At 65.7% G+C, this 15558-nt stretch carries 16 protein-coding genes; 6 read left to right on the top strand and 10 right to left on the bottom strand.

The features are described from left to right. Positions 1 to 26 precede the first annotated feature (26 nt). The 4 genes from N802_RS16775 to N802_RS16790 form a co-directional block, all read right to left on the bottom strand. Positions 27 to 494, bottom strand: a complete 468-nt coding sequence (locus N802_RS16775) for an SRPBCC family protein (protein WP_035918539.1) — start codon at positions 492 to 494, stop codon at positions 27 to 29. Continuing rightward, complete coding sequence (locus N802_RS16780; protein ID WP_052110087.1) at positions 487 to 912, bottom strand: ArsR/SmtB family transcription factor; 426 nt, start codon at positions 910 to 912, stop codon at positions 487 to 489. Before N802_RS16780 ends, N802_RS16775 begins: the two co-directional genes overlap by 8 nt. Beyond that, entirely contained in the window at positions 909 to 1364 is a 456-nt protein-coding gene (locus tag N802_RS16785; protein WP_035918542.1) for an SRPBCC family protein, read from the bottom strand. Before N802_RS16785 ends, N802_RS16780 begins: the two co-directional genes overlap by 4 nt. A 98-nt stretch (positions 1365 to 1462) precedes the next feature. Next, complete coding sequence (locus N802_RS16790; RefSeq protein WP_035918545.1) at positions 1463 to 2140, bottom strand: hypothetical protein; 678 nt, start codon at positions 2138 to 2140, stop codon at positions 1463 to 1465. Positions 2141 to 2271: 131 nt separating this feature from the next. Between N802_RS16790 and N802_RS16795 the strand changes: the two genes are divergently transcribed. Both N802_RS16795 and N802_RS16800 read left to right on the top strand, forming a co-directional pair. Next, entirely contained in the window at positions 2272 to 3420 is a 1149-nt protein-coding gene (locus N802_RS16795; RefSeq protein ID WP_052110088.1) for a sensor histidine kinase, read from the top strand. After that, positions 3417 to 4133, top strand: coding sequence for a response regulator (locus N802_RS16800; protein ID WP_035918551.1), 717 nt, complete (start codon positions 3417 to 3419; stop codon positions 4131 to 4133). Before N802_RS16795 ends, N802_RS16800 begins: the two co-directional genes overlap by 4 nt. A gap of 61 nt (positions 4134 to 4194) precedes the next feature. Here N802_RS16800 and N802_RS19715 read toward each other — a convergent pair whose 3' ends face one another. The 4 genes from N802_RS19715 to N802_RS16820 all read right to left on the bottom strand — a co-directional run bounded on the left by N802_RS19715 (position 4195) and on the right by N802_RS16820 (position 8890). After that, positions 4195 to 5529 carry a nuclease-related domain-containing protein gene (locus N802_RS19715; RefSeq protein ID WP_052110089.1) on the bottom strand — a complete coding sequence of 445 codons (1335 nt, stop codon included), beginning with the start codon at positions 5527 to 5529 and terminating at the stop codon, positions 4195 to 4197. A gap of 213 nt (positions 5530 to 5742) precedes the next feature. Continuing rightward, the gene (locus N802_RS16810) at positions 5743 to 7416 is read right to left on the bottom strand and encodes a nuclease-related domain-containing DEAD/DEAH box helicase (protein WP_035918553.1); all 1674 of its coding nucleotides are present in this window, start codon (positions 7414 to 7416) and stop codon (positions 5743 to 5745) included. 90 nt (positions 7417 to 7506) lie between these two features. Beyond that, entirely contained in the window at positions 7507 to 7929 is a 423-nt protein-coding gene (locus tag N802_RS16815; protein WP_035918555.1) for a hypothetical protein, read from the bottom strand. Positions 7930 to 8191: 262 nt separating this feature from the next. Continuing rightward, positions 8192 to 8890, bottom strand: a complete 699-nt coding sequence (locus N802_RS16820; protein WP_035918558.1) for an NUDIX hydrolase — start codon at positions 8888 to 8890, stop codon at positions 8192 to 8194. A gap of 81 nt (positions 8891 to 8971) precedes the next feature. On the opposite strand from N802_RS16820, the gene N802_RS16825 reads away from it, so the two are divergent. From N802_RS16825 to N802_RS16840, 4 genes are read left to right on the top strand one after another with little or no spacing between them, the layout of a single operon-like run. Continuing rightward, positions 8972 to 10471: an ADP-ribosylglycohydrolase family protein gene (locus N802_RS16825; RefSeq protein WP_052110090.1), complete on the top strand. Its 1500-nt coding sequence runs from the start codon at positions 8972 to 8974 to the stop codon at positions 10469 to 10471. Further along, positions 10468 to 11955, top strand: a complete 1488-nt coding sequence (locus N802_RS16830) for a PD-(D/E)XK nuclease family protein (protein WP_084072306.1) — start codon at positions 10468 to 10470, stop codon at positions 11953 to 11955. The genes N802_RS16825 and N802_RS16830 overlap by 4 nt, the downstream gene beginning before the upstream one ends. After that, positions 11952 to 12563: a nicotinamide riboside transporter PnuC gene (gene pnuC / locus N802_RS16835; RefSeq protein WP_052110091.1), complete on the top strand. Its 612-nt coding sequence runs from the start codon at positions 11952 to 11954 to the stop codon at positions 12561 to 12563. Before N802_RS16830 ends, pnuC begins: the two co-directional genes overlap by 4 nt. Then, on the top strand, positions 12563 to 13582 hold the full coding sequence (locus N802_RS16840) for an AAA family ATPase (RefSeq protein ID WP_035918564.1): 1020 nt from the start codon (positions 12563 to 12565) through the stop codon (positions 13580 to 13582). The genes pnuC and N802_RS16840 overlap by 1 nt, the downstream gene beginning before the upstream one ends. On the opposite strand, the gene N802_RS16845 is transcribed toward N802_RS16840, so the two are convergent. Both N802_RS16845 and N802_RS16850 read right to left on the bottom strand, forming a co-directional pair. Next, on the bottom strand, positions 13563 to 15053 hold the full coding sequence (locus tag N802_RS16845; RefSeq protein ID WP_169743453.1) for an SIR2 family NAD-dependent protein deacylase: 1491 nt from the start codon (positions 15051 to 15053) through the stop codon (positions 13563 to 13565). The two genes, N802_RS16840 and N802_RS16845, sit on opposite strands and share 20 nt — an antisense overlap. 174 nt (positions 15054 to 15227) lie before the next feature. After that, positions 15228 to 15533 carry a hypothetical protein gene (locus N802_RS16850; RefSeq protein ID WP_035918568.1) on the bottom strand — a complete coding sequence of 102 codons (306 nt, stop codon included), beginning with the start codon at positions 15531 to 15533 and terminating at the stop codon, positions 15228 to 15230. Positions 15534 to 15558 lie beyond the last annotated feature (25 nt).

The raw sequence follows: 15558 nt of genomic DNA on the forward strand, positions 1-15558 counted from the left end.
AGCACTGGCTCTGCCTGCTGTATAGCTCAGCGCGCCGCAGCCTCGAGCTCCCAGAAGATGATCTTGAGGTCACGTGGACTGGGTGACCCGGCACCGTGCTCTATGAGCTCCTTGAGGCTCAACAGGAATGTCGCCCACTTGGTGCTGCAGTGGTGCATGAACGGGATCGGCTCCTTCCAGCCGCGGTGGCCGAAGTTGACGACAGTCCAGTCGCCGACTTTGTCGTCCTGGAACATGACCCAGTCGATCGTGGTCCCGATCCACTCCTCGGGTCCGCCGACGACCTCCCAGACGACGCGCTCGCCGGGCACCGACTCGAGCACGCGCATGTCGAATCCACCTGACGGGAAGCGGAACTGGATCACGCCGCCCACGTCCGTGGAGCCAGTGGTGTCTTCGGTCCACCACCCACTGAGTCCGTCGATGGTGGTGAGGGCGTCGAAGACCTTGTCCGGAGTCGCGCGGACTCCCACCTGATGCAGGATGTCAACCATGGTTCTTTCCCTTCTCTGATGCGTGCTTCTCTGATGCGTCCTTGTGTGATGTGTCGTGAGTGTTGTTCTTGGCGCGTTCGATGGATTCGGCGATGCGCTTGATGTGCTGCAGTCGGGCGTCCCAGGCGTTGCCCACGGCGGACAGCTGTGCGACCGCTCGGGCGAGCTGCGCCTCATCCACCTGGTAGTGGCGCTCTCTCCCGACTTGGGTGCTGTGCACCAGTCCGACTCGGTCGAGTACCGACAGGTGTTTGGCCACCGCCTGCCGCGTGACCGGCAGGACCTCGCTGAGGCTCGTGGCCGTCCCCGGGCCGGCGATGAGCGCGTCGAGCATCCGCCGACGGGTGGGGTCACCCACCGCGGACCAGAGGTCGTCGTCGACGGGGGCGCTCGTCGCGACGTTCGGCGCCGGGCTCATGCCGCCACGGTCGCCGCGTGCGCAACCAACCGCGGCAGGAACAAGTCCCAGCCACGCTCGTGGTCGCGGTAGGCCTCCTCGAGGACCGCGACCTCCCAGCCCTTCTCTCGGAAGCCGGTCTCGGTGAGCCGCAAGGTCGTTCCCGTGGCGGACGGCTCGAGGTCGAAGGTCACCAACAGGGAGTTGCCCTCCTTGGCCGTCTCACCCTCAGATGTGACCCAACGAAACGAGAACCGACGCGGCGGGTCCACGTCGACGACCGTGAAGGACTCGACCTGGGAGTCAACACCGTCACGCCAGACCAACTCCCCCACGGCACCTGGCGCCACGGCGTCGAGGCTCGCGTCGTCCGACCACCACTCTCGGATGTGCTCCGGGCGGCTCACGACCTCGAAGACCACCTCGGGTGAAGCCTCGACGTGCACTTGTCGCTCCAGCGTTCCGAACTCCATGACCAACCTCCTGATGTGCAACCTGTTGTTGCGAATCACCGTACGCACGACAACGGCAATGCGCAACCCTTAGTTGCACATTGCCGTTGTCGTGGGCCCTACTGGAGAACGGCTGACGGCGCCCCCATCGGTACAGCTTCCGGCGCCGGTGCCAACCGACGCAGAGCCGCGATGGCCCAACCCCACATGAGCGGCAGCAGGGCGTTGCCCATGGACGTGACGGTCGTGATCGCGAAGAACAGTGGGAGGAACGCGATGAGCAACCAGGGAGTCACCCGCGGCCGGAAACCGTTGCGCAGCAACAGGATCCCCAACCACACGCCACCGAAGGCGATGAGCGGCAGCGCCACGAGACCGACGATGAAGAACTGGTCCATCCATGGCGTGTAGTAGTCGCCAGCCACGGAGACGGTGAGCAGCGCGTAGGCCGCGAACTGGACCCGCCACGCCCATTGCTCCGCCCCCTGCGGCTGCCGACGTCGATACACGAGCCACGCCGCGGCGACGAACGCGAGGCAGATCGGGAGCCAGATCTTGCCGTAGGTCCAGTAGACGAAGTACGGGTCACCCCACTCGAGCAGCGGCCGGAGAGCGTCGATGGCAGGGGGCGCCCATGCGGCTCCGAGACCTCCCTCTGCCAGGTCTTCGGGGTGGCTGTTGAAGCGAGACAGCGCGTGCAACTGCCCCGCGACGGTGCCGAAGGCCGCCATGGCCCAGGCCGTGATCGTGATGCGCCGTGCCGTGGCCGACGAGACGTCCTTCGGTGTCGTGTCCATGTCTTCGAATGTAGGAATCCGGCGATGTCGCGATCGTCGTGCTGGCGGGCGGCTCCGGTGGACCTCAGAAGGATTTTCGCGTCCTCCCCAAGGAGGACGTGGACGATGTCCGTCGGGCGTACCGTCGAAGAGTGAGCCGCCGCAACTGGGCCTTCGACATCACCGTCGCGTTGCTCGTCGGTGTGCTCGGTCAACTCGAGGCGTGGCTGGGTTTCGGGGAGTCGCACCGTCAGGGACCGCTCTGGGCACAAGCCTTGTTGTATGCCGTGACTGCCGTTCTGCTTGTCGCTCGCCGGGTGCGTCCCTTGGCTGTCTTGGCGGCCATGGGCGTGGCGTCGATCATCGAATTCGTCGCCGCCGGCTCGCCGGAGGGGAATGCCGTGGCGTTGGCCCCGGTGATTGCGACGTACACGTGCGCGCGCTACCTCGAACGGAAGCAGGCGCTGATCGGGCTGGGACTCATCGTCGTCATCATTTCCTGCTGGGCGACGTTCGACCCGATGAACCCGACGTGGACCGAACGCTTGGTCGCGATGGTCTGGCTCGCGCCAGCGATTATCGCGTGGCTGCTCGGGATGCTGGTTCGCGTCACCAACCTCAATCGGGAGCAGCGTCGTGCGATGGCCGAACAGCAGGCCTCGCGGGCCGTGGCCGAAGAGCGCAACCGGATCGCGCGCGAACTTCACGACGTCATCGGGCACAGCGTGTCGGTCATGACCGTGCAGGCGTCGGCGGTGCGTCGGCGGCTGGACGCGTCGCAGGGCGTGGAGCGCGAGGCCCTCGAGACCGTCGAGGCGACCGGACGCCAGGCCCTGGCGGAGATGCGGCGCATGGTGGGAGTGCTCCGGGAGGGGTCTGGTGGCCCTGATGACGAAACGCCAGACCTCCAGCCTGCGGCCGGGCTGGCGCAGGTGGGTCAGCTCGCGGAGACCTTCCGTGCGGCGGGGTTGCCTGTGTCTGTGCAGGTGAGCGGCTCGGAACGGGAGTTGGCTCCGGGACTGGACCTCACGGCATACAGGCTCGTCCAGGAAGGACTGACGAACACGCTGAAGCATGCGCGCTCGCCGGAAGGTGCGGAGGTGTCGATCGCCTACGGAGACAGCGCGATCGAGCTGGCGGTGCGTGACGACGGTGTGGCGGCTGCCGCGCCGAACGGAGTCGGGAACGGGCTGACGGGGATGCGCGAACGTGTTGCGGTGTATGGCGGTTCGCTCGTCGCGCGGCCGCGGAGCGAGGGCGGGTTCGAGCTGGTGGCGACGTTACCGTTGGAGCCGGTATGAGCGCGGATCCGGTTGTGGGACAGCCGATTCGGGTGCTCGTCGTCGACGACCAGGCGTTGGTGCGCGCGGGGTTCCGGATGATCCTCGAGATCGAGCCGGACCTTGAGGTCGTGGGTGAGGCGGCCGATGGTGAGGAGGCGGTGCTTCTGGCGGCGGAGTTGGCGCCGGACGTCGTTCTGATGGATGTGCGGATGCCGGGCGTCGATGGGATCGAGGCGACGCGGCGTGTGGTGGGCGGTGTGGGCGAGGACGGCCCGAGCGGAGGGGCGCGGGTCGTCATGCTCACGACGTTCGACATGGACAAGTACGTGTATGCCGCGCTGCAGGCGGGCGCGAGCGGCTTCCTGCTCAAGGACGTGCCGCCCGAGACGCTCGTGGCGGGGATCCGGGCGGTGCATGCGGGTGAGTCGTTGCTCGCGCCCTCGGTGACGCGACGGATGATCGAGTCGTTCATCGACCGTGGGCCAGCGTCGGCAGGTGCGGTGGATCCGGCTGTGGCGCAACGGCTTGCGTTGCTGACGGCGCGTGAGCAGGAGGTGTTGGGGCTCGTGGCTCGAGGGTTGTCGAACGGCGAGATCGCTACGGAATTGTTCGTGTCGGAGACGACGGTGAAGACCCACGTGGGGCGAATGCTCATGAAGCTCGGCCTCCGCGACCGGGTTCAGGCCGTGATCTTCGCCTACGAAGCCGGCCTCACCGCCCGCGACGTGTGAGGCATCGAGCAGTCCGCACTCTCACAGGGTGCCTGGTGTTGGTGTCTTCGGCACGGGCGACTCATGAGCTCGCGTTGGCCGCCACGGCAATCGATGTGGCCATCGCGCGTGCCCGATCGTCGCTCACCTTGAGTTCTTGAGTCGCAATGGCGACATGCGTGGCACGCGTGGCCACAAAGGGTCGCTTGCCCGTGCCGATCGGCTGACCGACCGCCACCCACAACCCCGTGGCCGGCTTCCAGTTCACGTAGGCAGACCCAAACACCGTGCGGCGCTGCGCGGCGGAAGTATCGAACTTTGAACCCAGGGCCGCGCGCTCGGCTGTCTGCAGCGTCACCAGAATCGTGTCTGGGTCGTCCAAGCGTGTGCCCCACGCGCACGAGCCAGACACCGCGACCGGCTTGACTGTTCGACGCACGATCTTGCCTACTTGTGCGGCGGTGAGGTTGCCGCAGGTGCTGACAGCGGTCTTGCTGGGCGCCGGTGGAGGCACCTTCTTTCCCGCTGGCTTCGGTGCCACGGTCGGCGTGCCTGCCTTCGTCGCAGGCGCGGCCACTGGTCGCGCAGAGTTGTCGGCTACCGCGTCGGCTAGGCCTCCGGCCATGAAGTCGGGGAGCTCCTGAGCAGCGAAGCTCAAAGCGGCCACCCCGAAGGTCGCCACGACGACGAACCGCAAAACCTGCCCGAAGACGCGCCGAGGCTTCATCGTGCTGTGCGCGAGGGACCGTGTGGGCGGGCCTGCGCTGCTGGTTCGCCGGGCCTTGCGGCGCGGCTTGGCTGCAGCAGCCGTCCCCATCGCTGACAACAGTTGGGGGTCGGTCGTCGTGGACGGGAAGCTCGTCATCAGCGTCATGGCCGCTCGTTCCACGGTCATGCGGTCCATGGTCGTTGGTTGGGCCCTGAGCCACTCCTTCAGACCGGAGACTGGAACGACCCACACGCCCTTGATGAGTTGCGGTTCACCGAAGCCGGCCTCATGCTGCCCAGCCAGACAGATCACTGGAGTGACCGGGAGTCCAGTCTCCGCGGCCATGTAGGCCGCCATCCCGTGAACTTTCGCGACCTCCTGGTGCTTGCTGACGCTTTGTCGAGAATCCGCCGCGCCGGTGTGCTGGAAGAGGTTGCCCTGCCAGGCGGTGACCGCGCCTCTCCAGTTCTTCGCGTCGATGAACAGCACCCCGCCAGGCCCCAGAACCACGTGGTCGAGATTGACGGGCGACAGCCCCGGGGACAGGAGTCGGTCGTGTAGAACAGTCCAAGCTTCCGAGAGTCCGGAGAGTTCGACGGCAACGCGACGCTCACCCTCCGCACCGGCAGCCCACGCTCCAGCCCCCTGATCGCCGGCGGCCGCCAACTCCTCGGCCCTCCGGTCCGCACTGCCTCCGCCGGCAGCCACTAGCGAACTCGTGTCGTCGAGGCGGAGACTGTGGGCACGGGCCGAGCGTAAATTGCTCGCGTATTCCTACGAGGCAAAATGGCGAATGTCGCGGCCGCCGATTCATGACCGCCCCACCAGTCGCATGGCCTGCTGGTCGACATTGCGAACTGCCATCGGTTCGCGGACGAGACTGCGTTTAGCGGTCAGTGGTCAGTGGTCAGTGGTCAGTGGTCAGGATGAGATGCCGAGTCGTTTGGCGACCTCGCTCCCGCCCATCTCGTGGATCAGGCCCGGCTCCCCGACTACGACCAATTTATGCGTCGCTCGCGACAGCCCGACATAGATCCGCTCCCGACTGCGCTCCCCCGCCCTCTTGTCGTTGACGCACAACACCACAACCTTGCGCTCGAGTCCCTTGCACCCGAGAACGTGCCCATAGAACACGGAATCCTTGTCCCAGAACGTGTCCCAGTAGCCCTCCTGCCCCAATAGGTTCTGCAGGTTCGTCTGCTCGTCGTGCCGAGCACCCGTCGTTAGCAGGCAAATGTCCTCCGGACGCCACCCCTCCTCGAGCAGCATGTCGATCTGGTCATCCGCCACCTCGACGGCATCCTCAGGTGCACACGGCAGATACGTCACTTCCGGCCCATCCCCACCGCGAGAAATCATCCGCGTCGGTGTGAGCGACCCGAACGTCTCCGCGATCTGCCGAGTGTTCCGCAGGTTGTGGTCGAGGATCAGCGGCACGAGCGGCACCGGCGGTCGGCCGAAGCGAGCAAACACCCTTTGGTTCTCGTCCGAATACACATAGAGCCCGCTCTCCTCCTCGTCCCGCAGCGCCCGCACGATCGGCGTCCACCACAGGTCGGCGAAGTCCTGCGCCTCGTCCACGACAATCGCATCGAACTTCTTCCCCGGCGGCAACGCATCGACGAGCTCGGCCATCTGCTCCGGCAGCCGCGACTCCCAGAACTCGGGGTCGTCCCGCGTCCCGAACTCCTCGACCCCGAGGAACTTCGCGAACTCCTCGAACCGCCCCACGAAAGCCGGCCGGTTCTTCCGGTTCTCCCCATCGAAGTACCGCTGGAACCACGACGCCAAACCGATCGAGTAGCAGAGCAGCGCCACCCGCTGCGGCTTCACACCCTGCCCGCCACGGGTAAGCGACTTCGCCTGGGTCATCGCAAGCAGGGTCTTGCCGCTGCCCGCGCCCCCACGCACCTCGACCCGGTTGATCAGTCGAGTGACCTTGAGGATCGTCGCCTGCTCGACAGTCAGCCGATCGGCGCGATCCTCCAACTCCTGCGCCTCCGCCAGGACACTGCGCTGGGGCAGCCCGCGCCCCTTGAGGATCTCGACGATGAGCTCGCAGTCCTCCTGTGTCGGCACCCGATGGCCGGTCTCCTGCTTCATCGGGACGTCCCACAGTCGCCCGACGAGGTCCTTCACGTCGGCCCTGTCGTGGATGCTCCACCGAGGACAATCCGGCGTCTCGAAGTCATCGGCAAGATCGGTGTACGGCACCACCACCGAGTGACCGAACCGCACCCGCGTCCGGCTTGAGTTCCGCCACCGTGGGTCACGCTCGATGTACTCCCGAACCGCGTATTTCCCGTCACGCGCCTGATCCACCGGATGGATGTACCGATCTTCGCCCTTTTGCGCGAGGCGCCACTGGCCGTCCCCGTCCACATAGACAGCCCCACCCTTGACCTCCACCACGACGATCCCGACGTCGGGGATGAGCACGATGAGGTCGAGCTCATGGTCCTTCTTCGGGTCCGTCAACCGAACGTTCGCAAGGACGGTCCAGTCCTCGCGCCCGTGCTTGACGATGTTCTCCCAGACCTCCCGCTCCGATCCGGTCGAGAACTCAGGCGATTCCGGTATGCCGTGTGCGCTCACCTTCGCATCGTGGCAGAGCGCACCGACTCAGGCTGGCGCACAGCACCTTCAGCCCAGTCGACGTGCGGCTCTGAACCCGCGAGAGACGCACTAATCTGAGTCATCGCCGTACCTGTCGCGCAAATTGGCCAGCATCTGATCCGCTCCTGCCTCAGAGGCGGCCTTCTCGCGCTCCAGATCAATCGAAGCCACACGTGGATCCTTCGGATCGACTGCAATCGGAGACAGGTAGGGCAACGCAGGATTGCAGATGCATCTGACGTAGTTGTCGCCCGTGTTCCAGGGTTCCTCGTCCACGCACTCGTGCGGGCCGACGTCAGGCTCATCCCACTGGGTGCCCCAGACATCAGGGTCCGGCACCCTCATGCAGTGCTCGATCATGGTGACGTCGCAGTCATGGTGCTCCGAGTACACCTCTTGGGCGTCCGTATGCGACTCGGCATCTATCAGGAACAAGCCGTGAAAACCCCACACGTAGTAGAGGTACCCCGCGTACTCAATACCGCCTGTCATCAAATCTCCTTCGCAGGGTTGTACGCATCTGGCTCGTCGGGAGATCGCCGAGTCGCGCCCACGAGAGATCCCGCAGGGATATCGCGTGGAGTCTGCGTCAGTATGAAGGACGCTGTCGGCTCGACGTCCGCGATTCGCAGATCTGTCCACGGCCTCTCGGACGCATCGGCCGCTTCTACTCTCAGACCCACCCATCTCGCGGATCAGCACGAGGTCACGGACCGAGTTCACTACTCGAGCCCCTCAACCCGAGCTTCGTCCGTCAGTCCCGAAGAATCGGGGGGTTGAGCCGAGCGCGAGGACTACCGCGAAAGAGTTTCGCCGGTCGCCCTCCCCCACGAGTCGTGTTCTCCCCCGTCTCGGACAAGAACCCTTCGGCGCGCGTGACCTTGCGATGGAAGTTCGCCGGATCAAGCTCGACGCCCCACACGGCCTCGTACACCGACCGCAGTTCACCCACCGTGAACTCCGGAGGGCAATAGTTCGCGGCCGCTCCGGTGTACTCGAGTTTCGACCGGGCACGCTCGACCCCCACGCTGAGGATGTCCGCGTGATCGAACGCCAAGGGCGACGCCGACCCCAGCACCTCGTCCACCGGCCTGAACTCCGCCGCTGCCGCATCACTCCCAGCGACCGGATCGGGCAGGTCCGCGCCCAGCGCCAGCCACGCGACTGACACCACTCGTGAACGGGGATCCCGACGAGGAGCGCCGAAGGTCTGCAACTGCTCGAGATGCACGTCGCCTTTGCCGATCCCCGCCTCCTCCTTCAGCTCGCGATAAGCCGCGTCCTCGATGTCCTCACGCTCCTGGGTGAAGCCGCCCGGGAGAGCCAGGCGGCCGGCATACGGCTTCTCACCACGGCGAATCACCAAGACAGAGAAGACGCCGTCACGGATCGTCAGGACCACCAGGTCCACGGTGACGGAGAAGATCGGGAACTCGCTGACAAACTTCGGCATAGGTCCATCTTATCGTCATCTTGACAATTGTCACCACAGGAACTTATGGTTTGACTGACAAGAAGCCATCAGGAGGTCGCCATGCAGCTCACACCACAGCAGGAAGACCGCGCAGCAGGCGTGCTGCTCGGACAGGCCATCGGAGACGCGCTGGGCGTGCCGTACGAGTTCGCTGCGCCCCCGTCCGGCGAGCCGGGGATGGTGGGTGGCGGTCTGGGTGGCTTCGCGCCAGGCGAATGGAGCGACGACACCCAGATGGCCGCCTGCATCGCCCGGGTCTCCACAGGAGGCCGGGACCTCACGAGCGCGAGCGCGCTCGATGAGATCGCCACCGCCTTCGAGGATTGGTATGCCGGCCGACCGGCAGACGTCGGAAACCAGACTCGCGCGGTGCTGACCGGTGCGAAGCAGCGTGCGGGCACGCCTGCCGAGCGCCTGCGTGCCGCGAGTGCTGCGTTCACGGCACGCACGGCACACGCAGCAGGCAACGGCGCGCTCATGCGCACCGGCATCGTGGGACTGACTCGACTCCACGACCCTGCTGCCACTGCTGCCGCCGCACGCGCCATCGCCGAGCTCACTCACCCCGATCCCCTCGCGGTCGAGACCTGCATCCTCTGGGCGGAGGCGGTCCGTGTCGCCGTGCTGGAAGGGCGCTTCGACCTCGCCGCTGGCGTCCGCCTTCTGGCGCCGGAACGTCGCGACGATTGGCTCGCCAGGATCGAGGGTGCGACTGGTGCTGAACCGAAGGTCTTCTCCCCCAACGGGTTCACCGTGCCGGCCATGCTGTGCGCGTGGGCAGCCATCACGTCAACCGAGGACGCAAGTGGGTCTCCTGAGCACGTGCAGCGCGCATTCACGGCTGCGGTGCACGCAGGCAACGACACGGACACGGTGGCGGCGATTGCTGGCGCGCTGCTCGGCGCCCGCTATGGGGTGACGGGGCTGCCGGCGCGCTGGCGCCGGAGCGTTCACGGCTGGCCCGGACTTCGGGGAGCCAACCTGCTGGCGATGGCGCTCACGACTGCGCGCCGTGACAACGATGAATCGCGCTGGCCGTCCGCGGCCCAGATGGACTACCGCGGCGATTTCGGTTCATCCGTCGCGATGGCCGTCCCCCACCCGTTCGACGAGGGCGTCCTGCTCGGCACCTGGCAGGACTTCCGGCACGTGGACCAGCTCGGCGTTGACGCAGTGGTCAGCCTCTGCCGCGTCGGCACCGATGACCTCCAAGCCGGTGTGGTGGCGCCCGAGAACCACGTGAGGGTCTGGCTCATCGACAGCGACGACCCCAAGGCGAACCAGCACCTCGATTTCGTCCTCGACGACACGGCCGACGTCGTCAGGAGACTTCGCGCGGAGGGCAAGCGGGTGCTCCTCCACTGCGTCGCAGCCCAACAACGCACGCCCAGCGTGGCAGTCCGGTACGCAACGAAACTCGGCGTGGACGCGACCGTTGCCGCACGAGCGATCACATCCGGCCTGCCCAGTGTTCGCGGATTCGGACTCGTGTGGAGCACCGCGCTGGGAGGCTCACCAGCCAGAACGATCTCATCGACGAACAACGGGAGGCCCGAATGAATGTGATTGCCTCGACGGACCGTGTGGTCCTGATCAAGGTCCCCAAGACCGCTGACACGGCGTCCTCAAACGAGCAGCTCTATGAGGCGACCCGGAAATGGTGGAAGGTGGCGGCGGCGCGCCGGGACGGTAGTGAGCAAAGCCCCACGCACGCCCTGGCCGTGCTGGCGAATCACGTGGTGGCTGCCTTCACGATCGATCGGTGGGAGGGTCCCGACAATGCCGGGCGCTGGGCCTTCGTCGGCGAGATGGATTCCCGGATGTCGCGACGTTACAAAGCGGTGGACGTGAGCGCCTATTTCCCCAAGGGGGCGCAGAATCCGGTGCGCTACGTCAACTGTCCGCCACCTGCGGTCATCGAGCGCCCCAGCGACAGCAAGGCCGACCACACCGACTTCGAGCGCGCCTTGGAGTTGCTGGATCAGGAGCCTCTTGCCGCCATCATGATGGGCCAGCGCGAGCTCTTCCACAGCAACTTCATCGCGTGGTACTTCCGCCACTTCCCGCGGGAGGCGGACTCGATCTTCCACAGCGGGCCGAATCACGGGACGGGTTCGAAGGACCGCGAAGTCTTGCGCGAATACCTGAACATCGACGTCTGGATGGACTGGGCCAACGGCAGCTCAATGGCGATCGAGAACAAGGTCTTCGCCCTGCCGGATCGCAAACAACTGTCGGAGTACGCCACCAAGATCCAGTCGCGGCGGCCCGGTGCTCGGATGATCCTGCTCAGCCTCCTGAACCCGCAGTGGGAGTACGACACGTTAGAGACGCGTGACGGGATTTGGGACTACTGGTCCTACGCTCGCCTCGCAACGCACCTCCGCGAGTGCCACATCGGGAGAGCCGAATACGCCTCGCAGATCGTCCTGCACTACGCGGACATGGTGGACGCTCTGGCCACTGTGGTCAGCACGTGCACAACGGTGAGCGCTGACGAACCTCTGGACCTTCCGAACGAACTCGCCGAGCGCATCTCGTCGACGCAGCTGCGGGCGACCTTGCGCAAAATGCGCACCCGCCAGGTGGCTGCCCGGCTTCAGCACGATCTCGCGGGGTTCCTCGATACCGATGTGGCAGTGGGCAGCAGCTTCGGGACTGCAGGCCCCATCGTCACAGGGTGGATTCCCCTCGACGTTCCGAACCCGACGAGCCCGTGGGTGGGATTCCAGTTCCAAGGTGACCAGTTCCGGCGGGTCGCGGTGCTCCCCCACCTCGACACACGCAAGGGCGGGTCCGCCGCTGCCCGTCAGGAGTGGGCGCAGCACAACGAGCGGCTCTTCGAGTTCTCGAAGGACCTGCAGGCCGAGCTGGGCGCCACTGGACCCGTGATGCCGTCCGGTCCCGGTGCATTCAACAAGTACGAGCCGGACTTCGTTTACCGCTACGTCAAGACGCCAGGACTCACGTACCGTCAGTTGTTCGCGGCGGCGTCGACCGTGATCAGCACCCTCTTGGCCCACCAACTCGGCGGAACGCAGTGAACTGGACCGAGGTCGCAGGCTTCGTCACCGGCGGGTTGTGCGTCTGGCTCGTCGTCCGACGCAACATCTGGAACTTCCCCGTCGGCATCGCCAACAACATCTTCTTCATCGTCCTGTTCGTGCAGGCTGGGCTCTACGCCGACGCCGGCCTGCAGGTCGTCTACATCGGACTCGGGCTTCTCGGTTGGTACTGGTGGCTCCACGGCGGTGACCGTCGAACGAAACTGCGCGTACGGCATACGCCGAAAGAAGCGTGGATCGCGGCGGCGGTCACCATTGGCGTGGGGACGTTGTTCCTGCATTGGCTGCTGACCAACCACACGGACTCGACCGTCGCCGGCTGGGATGCACTGACAACGACCATGAGCCTCGTCGCGCAGGTCATGTTGAACCGCAAGTGGATCGGCACCTGGTTCGTGTGGATCGCTGCCGACGTCATGTACATCGGGCTGTATGCCGCGAAGGGTCTGTGGCTCACCAGCCTCCTGTATGCCGTGTTCCTGGGTCTGTGCCTCGCCGGCCTTCGCCAGTGGCGGGCGGAACTCGAGACCGAGGCGGACGAGATGGGAGTGGTGGGCGAAGCGGCCCCGGTCGAGGTGCGGATCTGATGACGAAGCGGTTCAGGCACGCGCTGGTGCTCGGCAAGTTCTATCCGCTGCATGCGGGGCACTCGGCCCTGATTCGAGCGGCCAACGCCCAGTCGGCGCGGACGACCGTGCAAGTGCTCGCATCGTCCGTTGAGTCGATTCCGCTCGATGTCAGAGCCGAGTGGGTGCAGCAGGAGCATCCCGAGGTTCGCGTGGAAGCGGCCATGGACGAGGCCGAGGTCGACTTCGAGTCTGCGGCCGCGTGGGACGCCCACATGGCGTTGATCGTTTCCTTGTTGGACGAGCCCGTCGACGCGGTCTTCACGTCGGACGAGTACGGCGTCGAGTTGGCGCGACGGCTCGACGCGACGTGGGTGCAGCTCGACCCGGGCCGGGTTGCCACGCCGGTGTCCGGGACGGCGGTGAGGGCTGATGTCGCCGGCCATTGGTGGGCACTGTCAGCGGCCGTGCGCTCGTGGTTCGTTCGTCGCGTGGTCGTACTCGGGGCTGAATCGACGGGGACCACCACGTTGGCCTTGGCTCTTGCCGATCGGTTCGCCACGAGTTGGGTTCCAGAGTTCGGGCGAGAGTGGTCCGAGGTCAGGCCAGGCGGGTTGGCAGCGCCTTGGCACACGGCCGAGTTCGACCTTGTCGCCCGCGAACAGGCGCGGGTGGAAGATGCCGAAGCCGCGAAAACACCTGTGCCGCTTCTGATCTGTGACACCGACGTGCTAGCAACCGCTGTCTGGCATGAGCGCTACGTCGGGTCACTCTCGCCCACGGTGGAGGCTCTCGCGAAGTCGCGCGTCCCGGACCTGTACATCCTCACGGGTGACGAGATCCCCTTCGTTCAGGACGGGCTGCGCGATGGCGAACACGTGCGCCCGTGGATGACCGAGCGGTTCCGTGAGGTCTTGTCGGGCCAGCCTGCACCGTGGATCGAGGTGCGCGGCAGCCGGGCTGAACGGCTCGATATCTCGGCGGATGCCGTCTCAAAGCTCGTCAACGGTGGCTGGCATCTCAACGATCCACTCGGCTGACGGTGTTCTCGGCGTCAGGGAAGTGCGCCGATCGCCCGACGCCGCCATTGAGACTTGCTGGGTCAGCTCCAAGTTCCTCCAGAGTTCGGCGCAGATGTTCCCAGCCGACACTCGCCTTGTGGGTTGGGCTGAGGGAGGCGAGCCAATCCATGACCGACTCCCGCAGTGCTGCGTCCTCCTCTGAATGCCCGGAGGCGTACCGGTCGTCGAGGAGGAACTCTGCTGAGAGTTCGGTTGCGGTGTGCGCCTTCCACGCCACCCGATCCAGGAAGATCTCCAGCTGTCTTGCGGCGGTCTCGTTGCTGGGGTCGTCCGTCATCCAGACCGCCTTGATCTCGTCCTGCAGGGGTGCCGCCTGGATGGCTTGGGGGTGAAGCGCCAAGGCCGTTCCAGCCGTGGGAAGGGCTTCATCAGACTCGGCCTGCCTGCGGACGTTTCGAACGTCATCGATCAGAGCGAGGAAGTCGGCATCGCGGAGACTGAACCCGACGAAGACCAGATGGCTCGTCAGGAGGAGGGCCTGAATTACCCCGTATAGAGCCCGCCCATCGGCCCCCAACCTGTCGTAGTCAGACTGAGTGAGGACCAGTGTGCGCGGCCTAGCGATGTCACCGTGGAGTTTGAGTAGCCACGGGCTCGCCCCGTCTGCCAAGGCCCGGGTCAGGACTCGATAGCCGCCCTCGGTCTGGAGTGGATCGAGTGCCAACTCCAAGCAGTTGTCAAAGTTGGTCGTGACGAGTTGGCGGGTCCTGAGCATGGCCAGGAGGGCGTGGCTCAGCCCGTGTTGCTCCCGGTGGAACTCGCGCACCATGACGGACTCGTAGGCGTCCGCGCCCAGGACCGCACGCAAGGACTCCGCGGAATCTTCCAAACGCTCTGGGTCCACGAGGTCACGCCTGCCGGCCTCTTCGGCGAGGCGCTCAATCAGTCCGTCCCAATGCGGCAGTCCCACAGGCACGGAAACTCCCGCACCGACGAAGAGCGAGACCTGACCCTGAGCGGCGAGCAATCCGAGACGATCTGCCTCGGACAACAAGGACTCAGGCAGTCCCCACTCACTCTGGTCGTGGCGCTCGCTCTGGACTGCGGCGAGATCCTGTCGGCTCCAGAGCGTGAGAGCCACGTCGACCTCGCATTCCTGCACCAGAGCCCGAAGCGCTGGGACAAGCGCCGCGACCACCTCTCGCCTACGCCCGGCGAGGGTGCCCTCTCCAGTGCCTGGGAGTGGAAGTCCCACAAGAGGAAGCTTCCGACCGTCATGTCGCCTGCTGTCCTCAGCGGCTCGACGGACTGCGGAAACGACCATGTCCACCATCGTGGTGACGTCACCCGACTGGCTGACCGTATCGACGAGCACCACCGGTCGGCCGCCGCGGCCCGAAACTTCGAGAATCCCGTCCCGAGGGCGCTGATGTCCGCCGAGCCGCCGCCACGACGGCACCGCTGCGGGGAGCCACTCGAGATCAGGCATGAGCGTCGCCCAGACACCGGTGACATTCAGATCACCATCACAGGGGACGACAACCGCGTCGCAACTGAGTCGCATCAAGTCGCCCTGAATGACGAACAGATGGCCTGGATGATGCATCACTCGCGTCCTCACCGTCGTGCCAGCCAGTCGCTGGGTGCGTGCTCTGGGTGGACCCTATGTCTCTGGCCCCAAGCGAGCGGCAGAGTTGCGACAGCTGCTCCGGTTCCATGCACCGTGCCTGGCGCGGTTCAGCGAGTTCGCCTGGACTATGGCAAGAAGGGTCATGCCGCTGCCCACTCCCCCACGCACCTCGACCCGGTTGATCAGTCGAGTGACCTTGAGGATCGTCGCCTGCTCCACAGTCAGCCGGTCGGCGCGATCCTGCTGTTCGCGCGCCTCGGCCAGGACGCTGCGCTGCAGGAGTCCACGCCCCGTGAGGATGTCGATGATGAGGTCGCAGTCCTCCTCCTGCGACGGCACGCGGTGGCCACTCTCCTACATCTTC

Source organism: Knoellia sinensis KCTC 19936 (assembly GCF_000768705.1).
Lineage (GTDB): Bacteria > Actinomycetota > Actinomycetes > Actinomycetales > Dermatophilaceae > Knoellia > Knoellia sinensis.

Excerpts from the sequence above, each read along its gene's own strand:
- N802_RS16775 (WP_035918539.1), bottom strand. The coding sequence starts at position 494 with ATGGTTGACATCCTGCATCAGGTGGGAGTCCGCGCGACTCCGGACAAG.
- N802_RS16780 (WP_052110087.1), bottom strand. The coding sequence starts at position 912 with ATGAGCCCGGCGCCGAACGTCGCGACGAGCGCCCCCGTCGACGACGAC.
- N802_RS16785 (WP_035918542.1), bottom strand. The coding sequence starts at position 1,364 with ATGGAGTTCGGAACGCTGGAGCGACAAGTGCACGTCGAGGCTTCACCC.
- N802_RS16790 (WP_035918545.1), bottom strand. The coding sequence starts at position 2,140 with ATGGACACGACACCGAAGGACGTCTCGTCGGCCACGGCACGGCGCATC.
- N802_RS16800 (WP_035918551.1), top strand. The coding sequence starts at position 3,417 with ATGAGCGCGGATCCGGTTGTGGGACAGCCGATTCGGGTGCTCGTCGTC.
- N802_RS16815 (WP_035918555.1), bottom strand. The coding sequence starts at position 7,929 with ATGACAGGCGGTATTGAGTACGCGGGGTACCTCTACTACGTGTGGGGT.
- N802_RS16820 (WP_035918558.1), bottom strand. The coding sequence starts at position 8,890 with ATGCCGAAGTTTGTCAGCGAGTTCCCGATCTTCTCCGTCACCGTGGAC.
- N802_RS16825 (WP_052110090.1), top strand. The coding sequence starts at position 8,972 with ATGCAGCTCACACCACAGCAGGAAGACCGCGCAGCAGGCGTGCTGCTC.
- N802_RS16830 (WP_084072306.1), top strand. The coding sequence starts at position 10,468 with ATGAATGTGATTGCCTCGACGGACCGTGTGGTCCTGATCAAGGTCCCC.
- N802_RS16840 (WP_035918564.1), top strand. The coding sequence starts at position 12,563 with ATGACGAAGCGGTTCAGGCACGCGCTGGTGCTCGGCAAGTTCTATCCG.
- N802_RS16845 (WP_169743453.1), bottom strand. The coding sequence starts at position 15,053 with ATGCCTGATCTCGAGTGGCTCCCCGCAGCGGTGCCGTCGTGGCGGCGG.